Annotated in this window: 17 protein-coding genes; 4 read left to right on the forward strand and 13 right to left on the reverse strand. The window is 69.7% G+C overall.

Annotated elements, in window-relative coordinates; genetic code table 11:
* Positions 1-640: TetR/AcrR family transcriptional regulator C-terminal domain-containing protein (locus ACFUPX_RS31220; RefSeq protein WP_383330297.1), on the reverse strand; the 640-nt coding region annotated here is incomplete at its 3' end.
* Positions 641-668: 28 nt separating this feature from the next.
* On the opposite strand from ACFUPX_RS31220, the gene ACFUPX_RS31225 reads away from it, so the two are divergent.
* Both ACFUPX_RS31225 and ACFUPX_RS31230 read left to right on the forward strand, forming a co-directional pair.
* The gene (locus tag ACFUPX_RS31225) at positions 669-2,201 is read left to right on the forward strand and encodes an FAD-dependent oxidoreductase (protein ID WP_383330158.1); all 1,533 of its coding nucleotides are present in this window, start codon (positions 669-671) and stop codon (positions 2,199-2,201) included.
* 33 nt (positions 2,202-2,234) lie between these two features.
* On the forward strand, positions 2,235-2,699 hold the full coding sequence (locus tag ACFUPX_RS31230) for a MarR family winged helix-turn-helix transcriptional regulator (RefSeq protein WP_383330161.1): 465 nt from the start codon (positions 2,235-2,237) through the stop codon (positions 2,697-2,699).
* A gap of 19 nt (positions 2,700-2,718) precedes the next feature.
* Here ACFUPX_RS31230 and leuE read toward each other — a convergent pair whose 3' ends face one another.
* Both leuE and ACFUPX_RS31240 read right to left on the reverse strand, forming a co-directional pair.
* Positions 2,719-3,372: a leucine efflux protein LeuE gene (leuE, locus tag ACFUPX_RS31235; protein WP_383330164.1), complete on the reverse strand. Its 654-nt coding sequence runs from the start codon at positions 3,370-3,372 to the stop codon at positions 2,719-2,721.
* An 84-nt stretch (positions 3,373-3,456) separates the two neighbouring features.
* Positions 3,457-5,037: a methylmalonyl-CoA mutase gene (locus ACFUPX_RS31240; RefSeq protein ID WP_383330167.1), complete on the reverse strand. Its 1,581-nt coding sequence runs from the start codon at positions 5,035-5,037 to the stop codon at positions 3,457-3,459.
* A gap of 163 nt (positions 5,038-5,200) precedes the next feature.
* Between ACFUPX_RS31240 and ACFUPX_RS31245 the strand changes: the two genes are divergently transcribed.
* On the forward strand, positions 5,201-6,073 hold the full coding sequence (locus tag ACFUPX_RS31245; protein WP_383330299.1) for a L,D-transpeptidase family protein: 873 nt from the start codon (positions 5,201-5,203) through the stop codon (positions 6,071-6,073).
* A gap of 241 nt (positions 6,074-6,314) precedes the next feature.
* On the opposite strand, the gene ACFUPX_RS31250 is transcribed toward ACFUPX_RS31245, so the two are convergent.
* From ACFUPX_RS31250 to ACFUPX_RS31265, 4 genes are all read right to left on the reverse strand, one after another.
* On the reverse strand, positions 6,315-7,496 hold the full coding sequence (locus ACFUPX_RS31250) for a hypothetical protein (RefSeq protein WP_383330170.1): 1,182 nt from the start codon (positions 7,494-7,496) through the stop codon (positions 6,315-6,317).
* Positions 7,496-8,161 carry an RNA polymerase sigma factor gene (locus ACFUPX_RS31255; protein WP_383330173.1) on the reverse strand — a complete coding sequence of 222 codons (666 nt, stop codon included), beginning with the start codon at positions 8,159-8,161 and terminating at the stop codon, positions 7,496-7,498. Before ACFUPX_RS31255 ends, ACFUPX_RS31250 begins: the two co-directional genes overlap by 1 nt.
* An 859-nt stretch (positions 8,162-9,020) precedes the next feature.
* Positions 9,021-9,689 carry an RNA polymerase sigma factor gene (locus ACFUPX_RS31260; RefSeq protein WP_383330176.1) on the reverse strand — a complete coding sequence of 223 codons (669 nt, stop codon included), beginning with the start codon at positions 9,687-9,689 and terminating at the stop codon, positions 9,021-9,023.
* Positions 9,690-9,850: 161 nt separating this feature from the next.
* Positions 9,851-10,660 carry a hypothetical protein gene (locus ACFUPX_RS31265; RefSeq protein ID WP_383330178.1) on the reverse strand — a complete coding sequence of 270 codons (810 nt, stop codon included), beginning with the start codon at positions 10,658-10,660 and terminating at the stop codon, positions 9,851-9,853.
* Positions 10,661-11,065: 405 nt separating this feature from the next.
* Between ACFUPX_RS31265 and ACFUPX_RS31270 the strand changes: the two genes are divergently transcribed.
* Complete coding sequence (locus ACFUPX_RS31270) at positions 11,066-13,687, forward strand: FG-GAP-like repeat-containing protein (protein WP_383330180.1); 2,622 nt, start codon at positions 11,066-11,068, stop codon at positions 13,685-13,687.
* Between the two features lie 461 nt (positions 13,688-14,148).
* Here ACFUPX_RS31270 and ACFUPX_RS31275 read toward each other — a convergent pair whose 3' ends face one another.
* The 6 genes from ACFUPX_RS31275 to ACFUPX_RS31300 all read right to left on the reverse strand — a co-directional run bounded on the left by ACFUPX_RS31275 (position 14,149) and on the right by ACFUPX_RS31300 (position 20,378).
* Positions 14,149-14,808, reverse strand: coding sequence for an RNA polymerase sigma factor (locus tag ACFUPX_RS31275; RefSeq protein ID WP_383330183.1), 660 nt, complete (start codon positions 14,806-14,808; stop codon positions 14,149-14,151).
* Positions 14,809-14,853: 45 nt separating this feature from the next.
* Entirely contained in the window at positions 14,854-15,288 is a 435-nt protein-coding gene (locus ACFUPX_RS31280; RefSeq protein WP_383330186.1) for a hypothetical protein, read from the reverse strand.
* Positions 15,289-15,391: 103 nt separating this feature from the next.
* On the reverse strand, positions 15,392-15,835 hold the full coding sequence (locus ACFUPX_RS31285) for a hypothetical protein (RefSeq protein WP_383330189.1): 444 nt from the start codon (positions 15,833-15,835) through the stop codon (positions 15,392-15,394).
* Between the two features lie 97 nt (positions 15,836-15,932).
* Complete coding sequence (locus ACFUPX_RS31290) at positions 15,933-18,947, reverse strand: RHS repeat domain-containing protein (RefSeq protein ID WP_383330192.1); 3,015 nt, start codon at positions 18,945-18,947, stop codon at positions 15,933-15,935.
* A gap of 211 nt (positions 18,948-19,158) precedes the next feature.
* Complete coding sequence (locus ACFUPX_RS31295) at positions 19,159-19,746, reverse strand: hypothetical protein (protein ID WP_383330195.1); 588 nt, start codon at positions 19,744-19,746, stop codon at positions 19,159-19,161.
* A 125-nt stretch (positions 19,747-19,871) separates the two neighbouring features.
* On the reverse strand, positions 19,872-20,378 hold the full coding sequence (locus ACFUPX_RS31300) for a hypothetical protein (RefSeq protein ID WP_383330198.1): 507 nt from the start codon (positions 20,376-20,378) through the stop codon (positions 19,872-19,874).
* Positions 20,379-20,540: the final 162 nt, after the last annotated feature.

Below are 20,540 nucleotides of genomic sequence, written 5' to 3' on the forward strand. Positions count from 1 at the left end.
TCGCCCCGATCCCGGCGACCACCGCGGCCAGGCCCTTCTCGAACCCCGCGTCGAAGTCGCGGAACATCTCGTGGCCCGCCGCCGCGGCCAGCGGAAAGCCGTCGAGCCGCCGCGCGCGGGCCGCCAGGTCGTAGCCGCCCTCCTCCTTCACGGGGTCGGGGCCCATGGACTGCTCCTCGATCACGTAGCCGATCGTGTAGCTGTACGCCGTGAACCAGGCGCGGGCCGCGCCGCCGGGCGTGAAGCCCCCCTCGGTGAGTCTGCGCAGGTGGGCCTCCATCGGGACCGCGTACGACATGTCGGTGAAGTGCGTGCCGCTGTAGACCTTCGCGCCGTCGCGATACCTCAGCAGATGGTGCCGCAGACCCCGCATCGCGGCGGCCAGGGTCTGTGACCAGTCGGCGCCGGGGATCGCGTCCGCCGCAAACTCCTCGTTCATGCGCCGCAGCATCACCGTCGCCATCTCGTCGAGCAGCGCCTGCTTGTCCTTGAAGTGCCAGTACAGAGCGGGCGCCTTGACGTCCAGTTCCTTGGCGATGGCGCGCAGCGAGAGCCCGTCGAGGCCCGTCTCGTTCAGGAGCTCCAGGGCGGTCTGCGCGACGCGGGTGCGGTCCAGGGGTGTCGTAGCCACCTTGACAATTTAACACCGTTAAGCGCAGGCTCTGGACATGGCACTTAACAGCGTTAAGGACACCTCGCCCACGAACTCTCCCGCGGGCTCTCTCGCGGACTCCCTCACGACCGACGTGCTCGTCGTCGGCTCGGGGCCCACCGGCCTGACCCTCGCCTGCGACCTCGCCCGGCGGGGGGTGCGCGCCCTGGTCGTCGAGCGGGCCGACACCCTCTTCCCCGGCTCGCGCGGCAAGGGCATCCAGCCCCGCACCCAGGAGGTCTTCGACGACCTCGGGGTCATCGAAGCGGCCGAGGCGGCGGGCGGCGGCTACCCGGTCGGCATGATCTGGCGGGACGGCGAGCGGCAGGGCGAGCACCGGATGTCCGACGAGACGGAGCCGACGCGGGACGCTCCCTACAACCGGCCGCTGATGCTCCCCCAGTGGCGTACGCAGGAGATCCTGTACGCCCGCCTCAAGGAACTCGGCGGCGACGACATCCTGTTCGGCGCCGGTCTGACCGACCTCGCCCAGGACGAGGAGGGCGTCACCGCACGGCTCGCGGACGGGCGCACCGTCCGCGCCGCGTACGCCGTGGCGGCGGACGGCGGCCGTTCGACCGTGCGCGCGGCGCTCGGCATCGGCATGACGGGCGAGACCGTCGACCCGCATCCGATCCTGGTCGCCGACGTCCGCATCCCCTGCCTGGACCGCGACAACTGGCACATGTTCCCGCCCGCCGAAGAGGGCGCGGGCTTCCTGGCGATCTGCCCGCTGGCGGGCACGCCGGACTTCCAGCTGACGGCCCAGTTCACCGACGGCACCGAGCCCGATACCTCGCTCGAAGGCGTACGCAAGGTCGTCGCCGCCCGTACGCATCTCACCGGCGACGAGGTGACCGAGGTGCGCTGGGCCTCCGACTTCAGGCCGCGCGCGGCGATGGCGGACCGGTTTCGCGAGGGCCGCGTGTTCCTGGCCGGGGACGCGGCGCACGTGCACTCACCGGCGGGCGGGCAGGGCCTGAACACCAGCGTGCAGGACGCGTACAACCTGGGCTGGAAGCTGGGCGCGGTGCTGCGCGGCGGCGCGCCCGCGGCCCTGCTCGACACCTACGAGGCCGAGCGCCTGCCCAACGCGGCGCAGATGCTGGGCCTCTCCACCCGCATCCACCGGGGCGAGGAGCGGCGCGGGGGCGCCACGCGCCAGTTGGGCCTGGGCTACCGGGACAGCTCCCTGGCGGTGGAGACCCGTGCGGAACTCCCGGAGGAGGCGCTGCGGGCGGGCGATCGCGCTCCGGACGGGCCGTGCGGCGAGGGAAGGCTGTTCGACGCTTTCAGGGGCCCGCACTTCACGCTGCTCGCGGTCGACACGGATGCTGAACTCCCGCCGCTGGACAAGGAGTTGGTGCACGTACACCGCATCGGCGCCTACGCGCCCTACGGGAAGGGCCTGTTCCTGGTGCGCCCGGACGGGTACGTCGGCTGGGCGGGCGAGGACGCGAGGGGCGCGAAGGACGCGAGGGGTGCGAAGGACGCAAGGGACGCGAGGGGGCTGACGGAGTACTTCGGGCTGTTCAACTCGGGCAGTTGACCTCAATCAAGCTTGAGGTTCTACCTTCTGGGCATGGACACTTTCACGTACTCCCACAGCGACGCGGACCTCATCGACCAGCCCATCGGCTACTGGGCAACGGCGGCGGGCGAAGCCGTCGTCCACCACATCCGCACCATGCTGGCCGAGTCGGGACTCACCCAGCCCCAGTGGTGGATCCTGAACCAGATCCGCGGCGACGAGGGCCGCGACAAGGCGGACGTGGTGGGCACCCTGCGCGGCTACCTGAGCACCGGCGACGGGGCCCTCCTGCACAACATCGGCGCCCTGCACGACCGCGCCCTGCTCACCGAGGACGCCGGCGGCCGCCTCCGCCTCACCGACGCGGGCCGCGCGCTCAGGGACGAGACCGCCGCGCGTCAGCAGAAGACCCGCGCGGAGATCCAGGAGGACATCTCGGACGAGGAGTACGTCCAGGTCATCAAGGTCCTCCAGCGGATGATCCACAACGTGGGAGGAGCGGCCTGGCACCACTGAGGCCCGTCCTCAGTGCCGCTCACCCACTGGCGAGGGACAGCTTCGCCGCGAACCCGAGAAACAGCGCACCCGCCGCCGAGGTGGCTCCCGCCGAGAGCCGCCTGCGGCGGCGGAAAGCGGCCGAGAGCTTGGTGCCGCTGAATATCAGGGCGGTGAGATAGAGGAAGCTCGCCACCTGGGCGAAGGCGCCCAGGACGACGAAGGACAGCGCGGGATAGGCGTATCCGGGGTCGACGAACTGCACGAAGAAGGCGATGAAGAAGAGGATCGCCTTCGGGTTGAGCAGGCTGATCACGAGCGCCCTGCGGAACGGCCGCTCCCCGGCGCTCTCCGCCGCCCCCGGCCCGCTCTCGTCCACCGGCTGCCGCCGCGCCCGCCACAGTCCCCAGGCCGCCCGCAGCATCCCCACCGCGAGCCAGGTCAGATAGCCGGCGCCCGCGTACTTCACGATCCCGAAGAGCACGGCATTGGCCTGAAGGAGCGAGGCGACACCGGCCGCCGACAGCGTCATCAGGACCGTGTCCCCGCACCAGACGCCCGCGGCGGCCGTATAGCCGGTGCGTACGCCACGGCGTGCGGCCACGGAGAGCACGTACAGCGAGTTCGGCCCCGGCAGCAGAATGATCAGGGCGAGGCCCGCGAGATAGGTCGGAAGATCGGTGACACCCAGCATGGGGCGGAGTCTCGCACGCGTGTACGGCATGAAGGACACGGTGTCCGCCAAGCGGACACCCGTCCCGGCCGCGACGCCAGAACGTCAGAACGCGTCCGTCGGCACGTACGCCCCCCACACCTCCCGCAGCGCGTCGCACACCTCGCCCACCGTCGCCCGCGCCCGCAGCGCGTCCTTCATCGGGTAGAGGACGTTGGCCTCGCCCTTCGCCGCCTCCTGGAGCGAGGCGAGCGCCGCGTCCACCGCCGCCTGGTCGCGCTCGGCCCGCAGCTTCGCGAGGCGGGCCGCCTGCCGGGCCTCGATGGCGGGATCGACGCGCAGGGGTTCGTAGGGCTCCTCCTCGTCGAGGCGGAAGCGGTTGACGCCGACCACGACACGCTCGCCGGAGTCGGTCTCCTGGGCGATGCGGTAGGCGCTGCGCTCGATCTCGCCCTTCTGGAAGCCGTTCTCGATGGCGGCCACCGCGCCGCCCATGTCCTCGACGCGCTCCATGAGGCCGAGGGTCGCCGTCTCGACGTCGTCCGTCATCTTCTCGACGACGTACGACCCGGCGAACGGGTCGACGGTGGCGGTCACGTCCGTCTCGTACGCCAGGACCTGCTGCGTGCGCAGGGCCAGGCGCGCGCTCTTGTCGGTCGGCAGCGCGATCGCCTCGTCGAAGGAGTTCGTGTGCAGGGACTGCGTGCCGCCGAGTACGGCACCGAGGCCCTGGACCGCGACCCGGACCAGATTCACCTCGGGCTGCTGGGCGGTGAGCTGGACGCCGGCCGTCTGCGTGTGGAAGCGCAGCATCAGGGATTTCGGGTTCTTCGCGCCGAACTCGTCGCGCATCACCCGCGCCCAGATCCTGCGTGCGGCACGGAACTTGGCGACCTCCTCCAGGAGCGTCGTACGCGCCACGAAGAAGAAGGAGAGGCGGGGTGCGAAGTCGTCGACGTCCATGCCCGCGGCGACCGCCGTGCGGACGTACTCGATGCCGTCGGCGAGGGTGAAGGCGATCTCCTGCGCGGGCGTCGCGCCCGCCTCTGCCATGTGATAGCCGGAGATGGAGATGGTGTTCCACCTGGGGATCTCGGCCCGGCAGTACTTGAAGATGTCCGCGATCAGACGCAGGGAGGGCTTGGGCGGGAAGATGTACGTGCCCCGCGCGATGTACTCCTTCAGGACGTCGTTCTGGATCGTGCCCGTGAGCCGACCCGCGTCGACCCCCTGTTCCTCGCCCACCAGTTGGTACATCAGGAGCAGCAGGGCGGCGGGCGCGTTGATCGTCATCGACGTCGAGACCTTGTCCAGCGGGATGCCGCCGAACAGGACCCGCATGTCGTCGATCGAGTCGATCGCGACGCCCACCTTGCCGACCTCGCCGCTCGCGAGGGGCGCGTCGCTGTCGTGGCCCATCTGCGTGGGCAGGTCGAAGGCGACGGAGAGGCCCGTCGTGCCGTTCGCGATCAGCTGCTTGTAGCGGGCGTTGGACTCGACGGCCGTGCCGAAGCCCGCGTACTGGCGCATCGTCCAGGGGCGCCCTGTGTACATGGAGGGATACACGCCGCGCGTATACGGATAGGCGCCCGGTGCGCCCAGCTTCGTCGCGGGATCCCAGCCGTCGAGGGCCTCGGGGCCGTACACGGGCTCGACGGGCAGTCCGGACTCCGACTCACGCGTCATCGCTCTGTGCCTCCTGCCAGAGATCCTTCTCCGTTACTTCTCCGGTATAGCGGTCCTCCCCCAGCATGCGGCAACGTTCAGGGGTGGTCACTCGCGGGGAACACTCTCAGCGAGTCCGTGGAGCCGAGGAGCGATGGCGGGGGTCATTGTGGGCAAAGGTGCGATAGCCGTGGGAGCCGTGATCGCGGTCGCGCTGGTCGGCGGGTGCAAGGCGCAGGCCGTCGACCAGGACGGGAAGGCGCAACAACCGATCAAGATCTCTCCCACGAAGACGGAGAAGCCGGATGAGCCGGGTGGGTCGGACGGGACAGGCGGGACGGAGCAGTCGGAATCGGGTGGCGCCGATGAGCCGTCCGGGCCGTCGAAGCGGGAGCGGGAGCGGACGGCGACCCCTCAGCCGCCGCCGAAGACGCTGCTCGCCCCGGGCCAGCGCGACGGCCAGGTGCGGGAGCTGCAGGCCAGGCTCCGGCAGATCGAGTGGTTCGTCGAGGACCCCTCGGAGACGTACGGCGCGTCCACGACCACCGCGGTCAAGGGGTTCCAGGAGAAGCGCGGGCTGCCCGCCACCGGTACGACGGACACGGTCACCTGGCAGAGGCTGCTCGCCATGACGCACGAGCCGTCGAAGTACGAGCTGTACTCCGGGGGCGGCATTCCGGCGTCGAAGCCCGACAAGCGCTGCATGACCGGCCGGGTGATGTGCATCAGCAAGGAGAGCCGCACGCTGACCTGGATGATCGACGGCAAGGCCGTCTCGACGATGGACGTGCGCTTCGGCTCGCAGTACACGCCCACCCGTGACGGCACGTTCACCGTCTTCTGGAAGTCCCGCCACCACGTCTCGACGTTGTACGACAGCTCCATGCCGTACGCGATGTTCTTCAGCGGCGGCCAGGCCGTGCACTACTCCACGGACTTCGCGGCGACCGGCTACAGCGGCGCTTCGCACGGCTGTGTGAACGTACGCGACGAGAAGAAGATCGCGAGCCTGTACGCGCAGGTCAAGAACGGCGACAAGGTCGTCGTCTACAAGTGACGCCCGGGATTAATCAGCGTGGGCGGGATCGGGGGAACGTCTCCCGCCCACGCTGGTGGCACTGAGCCAAAGGTACGGGGGGAACCCCTGGCTCGTGCGCGGGCCGATGACCAGTCGGCTCACTTCTTACTGCGCCACTGCTTCAAAAAACGTCACACCCGCGACGAATGATGTTTCCGGGCAGGTCAGGAGCACGGCGGGGGTGGCGCGGGAGGGGTGCGGGAGGGGGTGCGGGACCCGGCTAGGACGCGTTGCCGGGCAGTACGGGCTGGGCGCTGTACGAGGCGGTCGGGGTGGGCGCCGGGTTCGGCCGGTGCGGCACCGAGGGGGCCACGATCGGCGGGAAGGGGCGGCTGCCGCCGTTGCCCCAGTGGTCGTTGCCGCCGCCGGATGATCCGCCGCCGCCGTCGTTGTCGCCGGCGCCGTTGTCGCCGTCGTCGTCACTGCCGCCGTTGCCGCTGTCGTCGCCGCCGTCGTGCTCGCGGTCGCCGCCCGGTCCGTCCAGGACACGGCCGCAGAACTCGGTCACCCGCCGGGATCCCTTGGCGGCTTCCTCCAGGCGGCGCCTCTTCTCGCCCTGGAGCTCTCCGCTGCGGTAGTCGCGACAGGCGGAGACCACCTTGCGGTACCAGTCCCCCGCCTCGTTCTCGCGCTGCGGGTCGCCGGCGCCGGGCTGTGCGGTGTTCGCGCCGCCCTTGGAGGTGCCTTCGTCGGGGTTCTCGACGCCTTCGCCCTGCGGGGGCGGGCTGCTGCCGGGTCCGCGTGGGGGGTCTTCCGGCGTGGTGGTCACGTCGTCGGGCTCCACGTCCGGGCTGCCGCTCGCGTCGTTGGACGGGGACGAGAGCGGTTCGGGCGAGGCGACGGACGAGGCGGAGGCCGCGGGGCCGGGCCTGTCCCGGTCGCCGCCGCCGAACGGCGAGGGAAGCACGCCCGTGCCCGCGGCCACGGCGACTCCGCCGATCATGCAGCCGGCGAGCACCGCGGCGAGTCCGTAGCGCATGGGGCGGGCCCAGCGTGCGGGGCGCGGGGGCTCGGCCGAGCGCCCGATATGCACCGTATCGCCCGCTCCCACGCGCGTAGAAGCCGCCCGTTTCTTCGTCGCCTCAGGGCCGCGGGCCTCCCGGAAGGCCGCGAGGGCGGCTGCTTCACCGGGGAGTTCGGAGGAGATGTCGGCGGGTACGACGGAACCGGCGCGGTCGTCCGCGGCGAGCGCGGCCAGGGCCTTGGCCAGTCGCGCGGCCTGTTCACGCGCGTGATGGCCGGTGCCTGCGCCATTGATGGCGGTGCGGTCGGTGGTGCCTGCACCGTCGACGCCTACGCCGCCGATGCCTGTGCCGTCGATGCCTGTGCCGTCGATGGGCTCACCGCTCAGCAAACGCTCCGCCGTGTCGCGGTCCAGCCACCTGTAATCCTCGTCGGCCATCACATGTCCTTCTGCGCCCGGGAACGCGAATGCGTCACACCGGCGGACGTCACCGCACTCCCGCGCCGTTCCCTCTGGGGCGGTACGGCGTCCAGCGCGCCCTCGCTCGGCGGGTCGTCCGCGCCGAGCAGTTCCGCGAGCCGCTTCAGGCCTCGGTGGGCGGCGGTGCGGACCGCGCCGGGGCGCTTGCCGAGGGTCAGGGCCGCGCTCTTTGCGTCGAGGCCGACGACCACCCGGAGTACGACCGCTTCCGCCTGGTCCTGCGGGAGTTGGGCTATCAGGGCGAGGGCGTCGCTGGTGGCCAGGGACTCCATCGCCTCGTCGGCGGTGTCCGCCTCGCCCGGCTTTCCGGTCAGCTCGGTCTCGTCGCCGCCTATCGCCGGGCGGCGGCCCCGCATGCGTATGTGGTCGAGCGCGCGGTTGCGCGCTATGCGTGCGGCCCAGCCGCGGAACCGGTCCGCGTCGCCGCTGAAGCGGTCGAGGTCCCTGGCTATCTGCAGCCAGGCCTCGGACGCGACGTCCTCCGCGTCCGGGTCTCCGACCAGCGTGCGTACGTAGCCGAGCAGCCGCGGGTGCACGGCGCGGTACACAGTCCGGAACGCGGTCTCGTCCCCGTCCTGCGCCGCAAGCACCGCGGCGGTCAGTTCCGCGTCGTCCCCCAGCACAACTTCTCCCTATGCGCCTACACCGGTCGCGGTCCTGCCCCCGCAGCCTGGCGCGAAGCAGCACGCTACGGGCTGAAGTGGGCCCACGTCCATGTTTGGTACAACGTGCAACTAGCGGGTGACAGAACGCGGTGTGACAGAAAACGCACCGGCGGCGCTGAAGGGAGTACGGACCGCGTGCGGTCCGTCCGCGTGACGGCCGGGGTCTCTCCTGTGGGGGGTGGCGACCCCGGCCGCTCACCTTGGCAGGGGCCTCAACCAGCCCCCCCTTCCTTACCTGCGCATGCGTTTCCGTCTGCACGTGCATGGGGGTTGCTCGCGCAGTTCCCCGCGCCCCTTACGGGGCGCCCAGCCAGGGGCGCGAGGAACTGCGCGCTCGGCCCCCACGCACGTGCACCCGAGAACCGACGGCCACCCCCCCCTCAGGGGCGCGAGGAACTGCGCGACAAGCCCCCACTCGCCCGCACGCAAGACACAACGGACCAGCCCCGTCAGGGGCGCGGGGAACTGCGCGACAAGCCCCCACGCACGTGCAGACGAAACACAACAGGCACCCCCTCAGGGGCGCGGGGAACTGCGCGCTCGGCCCCCACCGGCCCGCGCCCAAAGATCCCCCCAAAGCCCCCCGCCAGGGGTCACCGCCAGTCGTCGTCAGGACGCGTCGGCCGAGCCGAAGCCCCCTCCCCCCGCGCCAACCGAAACGCCGCCACCGCCCGCCGCTGCCCCTCCACATCAACCCACTCCCCCCGCACCGCCTCCCCCAGAACCACAGCAAGCACCTCCCCGAAGGAAGAAGAGAGGGACGAGCCGGAGTCCACCCTCGGGGACTTCCCCCTCGGCGACTCCCCCCTCGCCCCCCTCACCCCGCACCCCCCAACCACTCAGCAAGCCGCTTGAGCCCCCGATAAGAAGCAGTCCGCACAGCCCCCGCCCGCTTCCCGAGCACCCGCCCCGCCGCAGAAGCATCCAGCCCCACCACGACCCGCAACAGCACCGCCTCCGCCTGGTCCCGAGGCAACCCGGCGATCAGCGCGAGCGCCCTCTCCGTGGAGATCGATTCGAGCGCCTGCTCCGACGTGCTGTACGGCCCAGGCAGGTCGAGGATGTCCTGTTCGAGCGCGGACGGACGCGGCCTGACCTTCTGGCGCCGCAGGTGGTCAAGGGCCCGGTGGCGCGCGATGGTCGCCGTCCAGCCCCGGAACCCCGCCCCGTCACCACGGAACCGCCCCAGATCGCGGGCTATCTCCAGCCAGGCCTCGGCCGCGATGTCCTCGGCGGTCTCACCGTCGTACCCGACCAGGCCCCGCAGATAGCCGACGAGCCCCGGCTGCACCAGGCGGTACGCGACGGCGAAAGCCGCCTCGTCACCCTCCTGCGCCCGCGCGACGGCAGCACCAAGACCCTCGTCCCGAGCATCCTGAGCGTCCCGAGCATCACGCGCACCCTGAGCATCACGCCCACCCCGAGCGTCACGCGCACCCCGCGCACCCCGCGCCCGCGCGCGACCGGGTTCCCCTCCTCGACCCACGCTTTCCCATCCGTACCGACGCGACACAGCTCACCGTGTCCATGCCCCCACGCTGAGCTGCGTCAGAGCCCACGGAAATGTCACAGGCCCGGCGGATGACCCGCACCCCGATCCCCGGCCCCCGGCCCCGGCCCCCGGCCCCGGCCCCCCGCCCCCGCTCCTCAGACCTCGAACAGCGAACCGCCACCGACATCCATGCCGAGCGCTTCGGGGTCAAGGACCAGGGACGGGTCAGGGGCGTGCGCGGCGACCGGCTTGTAGTAGTCGGACATCCGCATCTCCATCCGCTCGTCGCCCCGCGTCTGCGTCATGCCGACGATGAACGGCTTGTCGCCCACCGCCAGATAGGCCGTCATGTCGTGTCCGCCGTCCGTCGCGGCGAGCGGCGTGACCTGCTGGCCGTGCCACCGCCTCTCCGGCAGGGCGCGGGCGCCGCTCAGGCCGGAGCCGGACGCCCCCGAGCCGCTGCCCAGCTGCCCGAGAACCTTGTCGAGGTCGCACATCTTCGCCGGCGACGCGGCGCCCGAACTCCCGCTCGCCTTCGGCATCTTCAGATACTTCCCGCGTACGAGATCCGTCCGCTCCCTGGCCGTGGCCGCGACCCCCGGACCTCGCGCCGCGGCGGCATCCCGGATCGCGTCGAGCGACGTGTCCGAGTACCGGATGTAGACGTCGCCGCCACCGACCATGACCAACTCGCCCTGCTGCATGGGCCCCGCGTCGAAGGTGCCCGTGCAGTTGCTCCGGCGGTCCATGTGCAGGGAGACCTCCTGGTGTCCCTCGGGGGAGTTCATCTCGACCCCGATACGGACGGATTCGGTGTCCCTGAGCAGCCCCATGGCCTCCCCGCCGAGCCGCTCGCCCCGCACCTCGTCGGCGGGCTTCGACGGTGCCGTTTCCGTGGGCGTCCGGTCGACGAGCCCCTCGTGCACCTTTCCCTCGCCACCACCACAGGAGGCGAGCGCCCCCATCACGAGAGAGCAGACGGCCCCCCGCACCCACACCCGGCGTCTCTTCCCCACCACAGAACCCACAGCCCCCACCCGCACTTCTTCTCCCACTCCCTGTCCACAGCTGTCAGGGGACCCAGCGCAATCCTGCGTCCACCTGTCACACCCCTGAAGTGCGGGATACGTCACGTCACATTTCACCCACCCGCGTACAACCGTTCAGACCCTCGGGCAGTCGTACGAACTCGCTGTTGTTCAACGTTGTTCGTCCGGCAATTCCGCTAAGGGGTGGGGCATTTGAGCCCGCGCAAACCGCGCGAGTCAGCGCGAACCACGCATGCGTACAGGCCACTGAGCCTCAAGCGCAGGGCGTGGCTGACGATCGGAGCCGTTGTACTGGGGGGCGCGGGGGCCGTCACGTACGCGATGGCGGATTCCTCGACCGGCGAGCCGCCCGGCGGCGAGGTCTCCCGCGACAAGCGCCCGGTGAGCGTGCACGACATCGCGCTCAAGGCCGACGGCGCCAAGGAGAGGGAGCTGCCGCGTACGTCGACGCGGCAGTTCTCGCTGCTCGGCGTCTCGTGGGCCGGCGTGACGAAGGAACTGGAAGGCACGGCCCAGGTCCGCACCCGCTCCATCGAGAGCGCCGGGTGGACCGGCTGGCAGAACCTGGACCTGGAGCTGCACCTGCCCGAGAAGGCCGAGGCGGGCATGCGTGCCGCGTCCGAGCCGCTGTGGGTCGGCCCGTCGGACGGCGTCGAGGTCCGCGTGGTCGCGGCCGACGGCACCGCGAGTGCCGAGCTGCCCAAGGGCCTTGAGGTCAACCTGGTGGACCCGGGTGTGACGTCCAAGGAGGCGAAGAACCCGGCGCTGGACGGTTCGGCGATGGCCCCGGCGGCGTTCGCGGCCGACGAGACGGAGCCGCCGGCCTCGGAGCCGAGCGCCCCGGAGTTTCCCGCGCCGTCACAGGACCCGACGGAGACCCCCGCCTCACCGACCCCCACCCCCTCGAACCCCGCATCACCCGACGCGGACCCGGACCCGGAACCGGACCCGGAGCCCTCAACCCCGACGGCCCCGCCCTCCACCGTCACCAAGCCGCCCGTGATCAGCAGGGCGGCATGGGGCGCGGACGAGTCGCAGGTCAAGGACCCGCCGGAGTACATATCCAAGGTCAAGGCGGTCTTCGTCCACCACACGGTCGGCACGAACGACTACAGCTGCGCCCAGTCGGCGTCCCTGGTCCGCGGCATCATGACGTACCACGTGGAGACCGAGGGCTGGAACGACCTCGGCTACAACTTCCTCGTGGACAAGTGCGGCCAGGTCTTCGAGGGCCGCGGCGGCGGCACCGACCTGCCGGTGCGCGGCGCGCACACGTACGGCTTCAACGGCGAGTCCGCTGGCATCGCGGTCCTCGGCGACTTCGAGGGCAACGAGTCGCCCGCGTCCGGCGAGACGTACAAGAAGGCGGGCAAGCCGAGCCGCGCCGCCCTGGAGTCGGTGTCCCGGGTGGCGGCCTGGAAGCTGGGCCAGTACGGGGGCGACCCGGCCGCCAAGGTCACGCTGACGGCGGCCGACGACACCGGCGTATGGAAGAAGGGCGACACCCCTTCCCTCAACACGGTCTCGGGCCACCGTGACGGCTTCGCGACGGCGTGCCCCGGCAAGAACCTGTACTCCAAGCTCGGCGAGATCCGCCGCTACGCGACGAGCGCGGCCCGCAACTCGGCGATCCCCACCTCCGACTTCAACAGGGACGGCATCACGGACCTGGTGGCGGGCACGCCCAAGGCGTCGGGCGGCGTGGGCAGCCTGACGATCGTCCCGGGCGGCCTCGAAGGCCCGGTCAGCGGCTCCAAGAAGACACTCACCCAGTCAAGCCCCGGCGTCCCCGGCGCCTCGGAGGCGGGCGACAACTGGGCAGCGGCCACGGCCTGGGGCGACATCAACGGCGACGGGTACGCGGACCTGGCGATCGGCGCCCCCGGCGAGGACGACACCACGAACAAGGACCGTGGCGCGGTCACGATGCTCTACGGCCCGGACTTCACCACCGGCACGGACATGCAGCTCGCGGACGACTTCCACTACCCGGGTGCCAAGTTCGGCTCCGCGGTGGCGGTCGGCGACTTCAACGCGGACGGCAAGGCGGACGTCTTCGCGGCGTCCACCGGCACCGGCGGCAGCTGGGCGGCACGCTTCAAGGCGGGCAACGAGGTGGGCGGCACGCTGACGTCGGGCGACACGGCCATCTCGTACGCCGATGCCGTGTCCGGCGACTTCAACCGTGACGGCTACGCGGACGTGGCCCTGAACTACCGCGACCAGTCGGGCGTCGGCCGGGTGCAGTGGTTCAAGGGCACCAGGTCGGGCCTGAGCAGGGTCGGTGCCCTGTCGGTCAAGGGCGGTCGCTCGCTGGCGGTGGGCGACGTGAACGGCAACGGCTACGACGACCTGGTCATCGGCCAGCCCTACACGGCCGAGTCGGGCGCGTTCGCGGGCGGTCAGGTGACGGTGGTCCCGGGCACGTCGACGGGCTTCACGACGACCGGCATGAAGACGGTCCACCAGGACACGACCGGAGTCCCGGGCGTCGCCGAGTCGGGCGACGCGATGGGCTGGTCGGTCTCGGCGGGCGACTTCAACCAGGACGGCTACGCGGACGTCCTGACGGGCGCCCCGAACGAGGACATCACGCGCGCGGGGGCGGCCAAGAAGGACGCGGGAACGTCCCTCCTCCTGAAGGGCACGTCATCGGGCCTGACGGGCGCGGGCGCGCAGGCGTTCAGCCAGGACACGGAAGGCATCACGGGCTCCACCGAGTCGGCGGACCGCCTCGGCTCATCGGTCACACTCGCGGACCTGTCGGGCTTCGGCCGCGCGGATCTGGCGATCGGCGTGGACGGCGAGGACGAGGGCACCGGCACGATCCTCCAACTGGACAGCGGGGCGTCGGGCGTCTCGACGTCGAGCGGGGTCTACTACGGCCGTACGCAGCTGGGCACTCCAGCGGCGGCGCACTTGGGCCAGCTCCTTACGCCGTAACCGAGGTGTGCTACCTCCAAGCGCCGTGCCGCTCCCCGAAGTCGAGGGGGGCGGCACGGCGCTCGGCGTATGCCGCCCCAGGCGCAACGCCCTGCCGCAGGGCAGCACGTACGGCGTTCGCGCCTCGCACGGTGGACCGGACCCCGCCGGAGGTCTCCGCCCGTGCCTGACGGCAGACGGCGCAGAGAACCTCACCGGCGAGGGGCCGAAAGAGCCGAGGCTGAACGTGCGCGCCCGCGCACTCCACCATCTCCGAGACGCCCGCCCCCGAAGCGGGCAGCGCGTCGAGAGGGGGCACCTTCCGCAACACGTACCGGACGAGTCCACCGGGCCGATGGACGGGCGCTCCGGGACCCGGCAGCTAGCGCCGAATCCCGCGGAACGCGGAGACGAGGGTCGAGCAAATGCAAGACATCGACCGTGCGGCAGGCATCCGGGGACGGTTGGAGGCCCCGGTCGCTTCAGCACACCGCCCGTTTCTCCCGCCGCATGGCAAACCCGCTCCCCACGGGACGCCGACGAGGAGGAGGACCGACAGGCTCCGCCTGGCAGGCCAACTGCCGTGCCAGCCGGCGCAGTCCGCGATACGTCGCCGCTCGCACGGCGCCAGGCCGCTTGCCGAGTACTCGCGCGGCTGCAGGACCGTCAAGCCCCACCACGACACGCAACAGCACCGCCTCACCCTGGTCCGGCGGCAGTTCGGCCACAAGAGCCAGCACGCACGAAGTGGTCATCGACTCAAGGACCTCACCGGCGGTGTCATCAGCAGCCGGCAGGGCGAACGCGTCCCACTCCAGGAGGGAGGCCCGCGGCCTGCTCTTCTGGCGGCGGAGGTGGTCAATGGCGCGGTGGCGGGCGATGGTTGCCGTCCAGCGGCGGAAGTCTGCCCCGCTCCCGCGAAACCGCCCCAGATCCCGAACGATCTGCAACCATGCCTCGGAAGCCACGTCCTCGGCGTCCTCACGGACGAGCCTACGCAAATACCCGAGAATCCCAGGCTGGACGCACCGATAGACGGCCGCGAAGGCCGCCTCGTCCCCGTCCCTGGCACCCTCCAGCGCCCGCGTCAGCTCCTCGTCACCGGCCGCCGTACGGCGGTGTTGTTCCCCACCCTGCCCCACGCTCTCCTCTTAACCCCGTTGACACTGTCCACCGTGCCCGTGCCCCTACGCTGCGCGCCGAGAGCGCCCCGGAAGGGTGAGGTAGAAGGTCTGCAATGACTGCTCCGCAGCATCGGCGGCAGCATCAAAGCAATTGACCACTTTCCCCAGGGGATTCCACACCCTCCCGTCCGGCATCCGTACACCCACAGAATGTCCAAAGAACAGACGCTGGCTCTCGTCGAAATCGACCCAGACGGCACCCGCCCGGCGCACCAGGACCTCCCCGACATAGGCGCCAAGACCGAGGAGCGCACCGGCCACCTCATCGCGCCCGCGCCCGCCCTTGCGCAGCCCTTCGATGAGGAAGTCGACGATGCGGAGGCTCGCGACGGAATAATCAAGCGGGAGCCGATTCCGCACGGTCACCCGCGCAACGAACTCCTGGGCCTGCCCCCGCATCTCCCCCGCTCTCGGCACCTGTCTTCCCTCACCGTCCATGACTCCCACCCCTTCAACCCAGTAGTCGGGAGGGCGCACAGCGCACCCTCCCCCTACCAAGCGGAAGTCACCGCTCTCCCGTGACGGCTCCCCTGCCTGCACGTCAGTCCCAGTTGAACGTCGCCAGCGCCTCCTCGACCCCACCCCATACGCCGTAAGTGTTCGCCAGGAGGGAAGTGAGACCTTCCCGTGCCGCAGGAAGCAACAGGGACTCGGCTCGACTCAGAATTCTTTTCTCTCTGAGGAACTGATCATAGACCTCGAAATGAAGCGCCCCCTGCACATATTCGTCCTCACTCAGCGCAAGCCCTTCGATGAAGGCAAAACTACCTTTAAGCAATTCACCATCAGGATGATCCGCGAGGAGCTCCGGCAACAGGGCGGGGCGCATGAACGCGCGGGACAAGAAATCGTACAGGTCTACCCCCGTGGACCACTGCTCAAATTCGGTTCTCACCTCGTCAGGCAACTTCTGCAGCGCTTCAGACCCTTTGGGCACAAGTCGAAGGAATTCGTGGGCAATTTCAGAGAAAGGAATGGGTTCCATATCGATTCCAACGTACCTGGAGGCCTGCCGGGCATACGTGACGTACACCCGGCAGGCTCTCTACGAATGGAGAGTTTTCAAGTACACGTAGTTCCCGCTACGCACAGTTCCCGGAAGCGGGATCACAGATCCCGCCGGAGCCGCTGGGCGACTCCACCGCCTCGTGGAAACCGAACGGATCTATGGAGTCCTTCACGATCTCCCAGGCTCCCACTGCGACTCCGAATTGCCGAATGTAGCTGGGGGCTTGCGCCACGACGCCGACTCCGGCGCCGGCCAAGCCAAAGGCCTTGTACCCGCCACCGAGCTTGGTCGGTTGTCCGACAGGGCGTGGCGCGGCCTTCGGGTGGTGCTGCTCGAAGCCCTGACCCGTGATCTCTGACATCGCCACCGAGTTGACGATGGACTTCCTGTTCTTCCGCACGGCCGCGAGAGTGTTCGGACTGGATTGCACATGAGCGGTCACGGCACCGGTCACATCTCGTGAATTGAGCGCCTTCCACAGGCCATCGGCCTCGGCCCCGGCGACCTTGAGATCGGCCTCGGAGAGCAGACCTTTTCCGCCCTTGAGTCTTGCCTTTCTGTCCTTCTCCAAGAGATCCGCCAATCCGGCCAGCTTGTTGGAAGCCTTCTCTACGTGCCACTTCCCGACAGGCTTGCCCGTATTGTATTCAGCGATCAGAGCGGTAGCCGTACGGCCGTCGCCCGTAACACTGCTGTCAGGAACTTGCTTACGAGCGTAGAGCTCTCCGATGATATTCCGAAGATCCTCGTTGGCCACATTGGGCACGTGGGCACGCGGCTTGCTCATGCCCGGATTGAAGTTGGTCGCGCAGACCATGCACCAGGCTCCGGCACTGGATGCTCCGCCACCGCATGCGCCCTTGATGCCGTCTGCGCACGGCACGTGCCCGTCCATCTCTACGAGACTGGTCGGATTGCCTCCCGTGAACGCGTACCGGTTGCTGGTGTAAGGATCAGCCCCCAGCCCCATATCAGCCAACGCCGCGTTGTACATATCCCGAGTAGTGAACCGGTTCAGCCCCGGACTGTAATCCCGGAACCCCATGTCATACGTTGCCGAAGCCGCGTCCCACCGCTTCGAGTTGAAGCGGTACGGGTTGTACGCGTCCTTCGTGGGGTTGCCCGCGTCCGGCTTGTCGATGCCCGTGAAGTCGGCCTTGTCGTCCGATCCGTACGCCGAATAGCCGTACGTGGCCTTCGTGTTGCCGTCCTTGTCGGTCACTGTCTCGACGTCCGTGTGGCTGTTGTAGCCGTAGTAGGTCGATTCATCCGCGGTACCGCCGGCTCCGTGCTTGACCTGCGAGAGGCGGTCTCCCCACGGCCCGTACTGGTACGACTTCGTGAGCTTGCCGGCGACCTCCTCGCCGAAGACCTCACCCGACATGCCGAGGTAGGTGTAGTCCGTCGACTTGCCTCCCGCGTCCCTCCGCGAAGACGTGCGGTCCAGCGGGTCGTACGCGTACTTCGTCGTCTTCAGCGCACCCGTCCCCGCGTCCGCCTTCTCGTGCTGCTTGACGCGGTCGAAGCCGTCGTACGCGTTGCGCTCGATGACCTTTCCGCCCGCCGTCACCGAGTCCTGACGGCCGAAGGCGTCGTACGTGTGCGATGCCGACGCGCCGCCGGTCGTCGTCTTCAGCAGACGGTTGCGGTCGTAGCCGAACGTCGTCGTCTTGCCCTTGACCGTCTGCGAGATGACGTTCGCGTTGTCGTCGTGGACGTACGTCTCCGTGCCCGCGCCGTCCCCGGTACGGGCGGACTTGGACAGGCGGTCCGCCGGGTCGTACGTGTAGTCCGTCGTCGACGACACGTACTTCGCGTGGTCGTCGGCGTTCATCTTCTTGGCGACGTCCTGCGCCTTGTTGCCGTTCGCGTCATAGGCGTAGGAGTGGGACGAGACCAGTGCGCCGTTGCCCGGCTTCTTCTCCGTCTGGGACTTGAGCGCGCCGTCCAAGTAGTAGACGTAGTCCACCGTGTTCTTGTTGGCCTTGGTCTCCGTCTTGCGCTCGCCCCGGTACGTGTAGTCGTACGACGTGACCTTCGGTGACGCGTCCGACGCCGACTTGCCGACCGTCGCCGTCTTCACCAACTCGCGCAGGTCGTACGTGTACTTCGCGTACTGGTCCGGGTGCTTCAGCGTCTCCGGCTGACCGTTCGCGTCGTAGGTGTACGACGTGGTCTTCTTCTCCTGGCCCGCCAGCGCCTCCGCCACCTTCTCGACCTGGTTCAGACCGCTGTACGACATCGTGTACGCGTCGACCTTCGTGCTGGTCGAGGTGTCGTCGATCGAGGTGAGGTTGCCGTTGACGTCGTACGCGTACGCGAAACGCTTGCGCTCCGTGTCCGCGGCCTTCTCCGCCGAGTTGTCGCGGACCAGCTTCACCGTGTCCGCGGCGGCCTTCAGGTCGGCGTTCTCGCCCTTCTTGTAGGTGGCGGTGCCGAGCTTCGTCCACTCACCCGGCTTCTCGGACTCCGCGTACGCCGTGTACTTGCCCGCCTTGCCGATGTTCAGCTTCCAGGTGTGCGGGGACGACTCCGTTCCCTTGCCCGCGCGAGCCTGCGACTCGTACGCCACCAGCTCGTTGGCTCCCACCGGAATGCCGTCGTCGTCACGCGACTTCAGCTTGCCGTCGGGGTAGTGGCCCCACCGCATGGTCCGGCTCGTCGAGCCGCCCGCCGACGTCAGCTGGCGGGCCGTCTGCTGTCCCAGGGCGTTGTAGTCGTACGTCGTGCGGATGTCCCACACGTCCTGCGACGTCTTGACCCAGCCGTTGTCGTAGTAGCCGTATGTCGTGTCGTTGCGGGTGCTCTCGCCCTCCGAGGGCGGCATCGACGTCTTCTGCACCCGGCCCACGGCGTCGTACGTCGTCTCCGACCAGACCTTCTTGTTGTAGCGCGGGTCCTTCGGGTCGTAGGGCTGGATCTGCCGGGAGGGGCGGTTCAGTGGGTCGTACGTCGTCTCGGCGACGAAATCGTCGGGCTGGTCCTCCGTTGCCACGCCTCTCGGCGTGAAGACCTTGATCTGGTTGCCGACCTCGTCGTAGCCGAACTTCGTCGTACGGACCTTCGCGCCCTCGTGCGGAGCCTCCACCACCGCGAGCTTGCCGCGTATCCGGGGCGAACACAGGCAGCGGGCAACCGCGTTCGGATCCTACGGGCGGGCCACCTGCACCGCCGATATCCCCGAGTAATTCCGGTGCAATGTACGGCGTGATGTCCGGCGTGATGTGCCGGGGAACATTTCAACCGCAGCGGCGGTGAGGAGTGGGCGGCAAGAAAGGGCCGGATCCCTCTGCCCCCGATCAGACCCTGCTCCCCCGCTCCCGCCGCGAAACGACCGCCCGCAGCACCCGCCGCCCCTCGATGGACACCTCCAGCGCCTGCCGCAGCGCCCCGGCGCCCGCGCCCTGGTTGGCGAGCAGTTCGAGGATGCGCGTCTGGCGGCGCAACTCCGCGGCCACCAGCGGTGACATGCCCTCCGTGCGGCCCTGGCGCCTCGCGCCCAGGGGTGATCCCCTGGTGGGTCCGTCCGGGGCGGTGTCGAGCAGGCGGTGGATCTGCAGGGCGGCGACGGAGCAGGCGTCGGCCCACTCCCGTAGTTCGGTGGCGGAACGCGTGGAGGGTGCGGCGCCGAGCATGCGGTAGGCCAGGGTGAGGGCCTCGTCCGCGGAGGAGTCCTCCAGGATGTCCGCGCCGCCCAGCTTCACCCGCACTTCGGCGAGCGCCGCGTCCCAGGCGCGGCCCTCCGCGAGGCTGCCCCACAGCGGGCGCAGCACCTCGTCGCCGCCGCCGAGGAGTGGCACACACCGGTCGAGGCAGGCGAGCCCGCTCGCCGCCAGACCTCTCTCGTCGGCTCCGGCAATCAGCTCGACCAGACTCGGGCCGCCCATGTCGTACGCCTCCCGTTGCGGACACTGCACGTCCCCTACTGCGTGCGGGCCCCCAGGAACGTCACTACGACGGCATGCGCGCACCCAGGAACGTCACTACGACGGCATGCGCGCACCCAGGAACGTCACTGCGGCACCACGCCGAGTCGGTCCAGGAAGCGGAAGAAGAGTTCCTCCGCCGACGGCTCCGCCGCCGCGTTCAGTACGTCGAGGAGCGGCGCCGCTCCGACCGTCCTGCCCGACTCCGCCGCCCAGGTCACCGCGCGGGTCGCCGCGTCGCGCGGTTCGAGGAAGTAGTCGTCCAGGCTCAGGCCGTCGTCGCCGAGGTAGCCGGCCATCGCCTCGCGGGCCAGACACGTTGTCCACACGCCGCTCTCCGGGGCCGCCGCCTCGACGACCACGCAGTCGCTGTCCATGACGTATCCGAAGAGCGCGGGTGAACCCGTCTCCAGGGCCAGGGTGTTCATGTTGCCGACGTCCCGCGTGCCGTCACCGCCCGGCACCTCCCACACCTGCCAGCCGTCGTCGCGCTGGACGAGGAGGCTCAGCTCTTCCCGCACCGCCGCGACCGCCGAGAGCTCCACGAGCGGCCGCTCGCTCCTGCCCACGACGTAGTAACCCCAGTAGCCCATGCCTGCGTCTCCCCGTGTACTCGACTCACCCTGCTCAACCGCGCGCGATGACCGGGCGCTACGGCTGTGCTCACCGATTGCGGTCGGCTTCGGCCGAATACACCACAGACGTAAGCAAGTTCGCCACCAAAAAGCCGAAAACGGATCTCGTGGGCCTCTTGG

The sequence above is a fragment of the Streptomyces sp. NPDC057302 genome, assembly GCF_042667685.1.
GTDB lineage: Bacteria > Actinomycetota > Actinomycetes > Streptomycetales > Streptomycetaceae > Streptomyces.

Excerpts from the sequence above, each read along its gene's own strand:
- ACFUPX_RS31225 (WP_383330158.1), top strand. The coding sequence starts at position 669 with ATGGCACTTAACAGCGTTAAGGACACCTCGCCCACGAACTCTCCCGCG.
- ACFUPX_RS31230 (WP_383330161.1), top strand. The coding sequence starts at position 2,235 with ATGGACACTTTCACGTACTCCCACAGCGACGCGGACCTCATCGACCAG.
- leuE (WP_383330164.1), bottom strand. The coding sequence starts at position 3,372 with ATGCTGGGTGTCACCGATCTTCCGACCTATCTCGCGGGCCTCGCCCTG.
- ACFUPX_RS31240 (WP_383330167.1), bottom strand. The coding sequence starts at position 5,037 with ATGACGCGTGAGTCGGAGTCCGGACTGCCCGTCGAGCCCGTGTACGGC.
- ACFUPX_RS31250 (WP_383330170.1), bottom strand. The coding sequence starts at position 7,496 with ATGGCCGACGAGGATTACAGGTGGCTGGACCGCGACACGGCGGAGCGT.
- ACFUPX_RS31265 (WP_383330178.1), bottom strand. The coding sequence starts at position 10,660 with ATGGGGGCGCTCGCCTCCTGTGGTGGTGGCGAGGGAAAGGTGCACGAG.
- ACFUPX_RS31270 (WP_383330180.1), top strand. The coding sequence starts at position 11,066 with ATGGCGGATTCCTCGACCGGCGAGCCGCCCGGCGGCGAGGTCTCCCGC.
- ACFUPX_RS31280 (WP_383330186.1), bottom strand. The coding sequence starts at position 15,288 with ATGGACGGTGAGGGAAGACAGGTGCCGAGAGCGGGGGAGATGCGGGGG.
- ACFUPX_RS31285 (WP_383330189.1), bottom strand. The coding sequence starts at position 15,835 with ATGGAACCCATTCCTTTCTCTGAAATTGCCCACGAATTCCTTCGACTT.
- ACFUPX_RS31295 (WP_383330195.1), bottom strand. The coding sequence starts at position 19,746 with ATGGGCGGCCCGAGTCTGGTCGAGCTGATTGCCGGAGCCGACGAGAGA.
- ACFUPX_RS31300 (WP_383330198.1), bottom strand. The coding sequence starts at position 20,378 with ATGGGCTACTGGGGTTACTACGTCGTGGGCAGGAGCGAGCGGCCGCTC.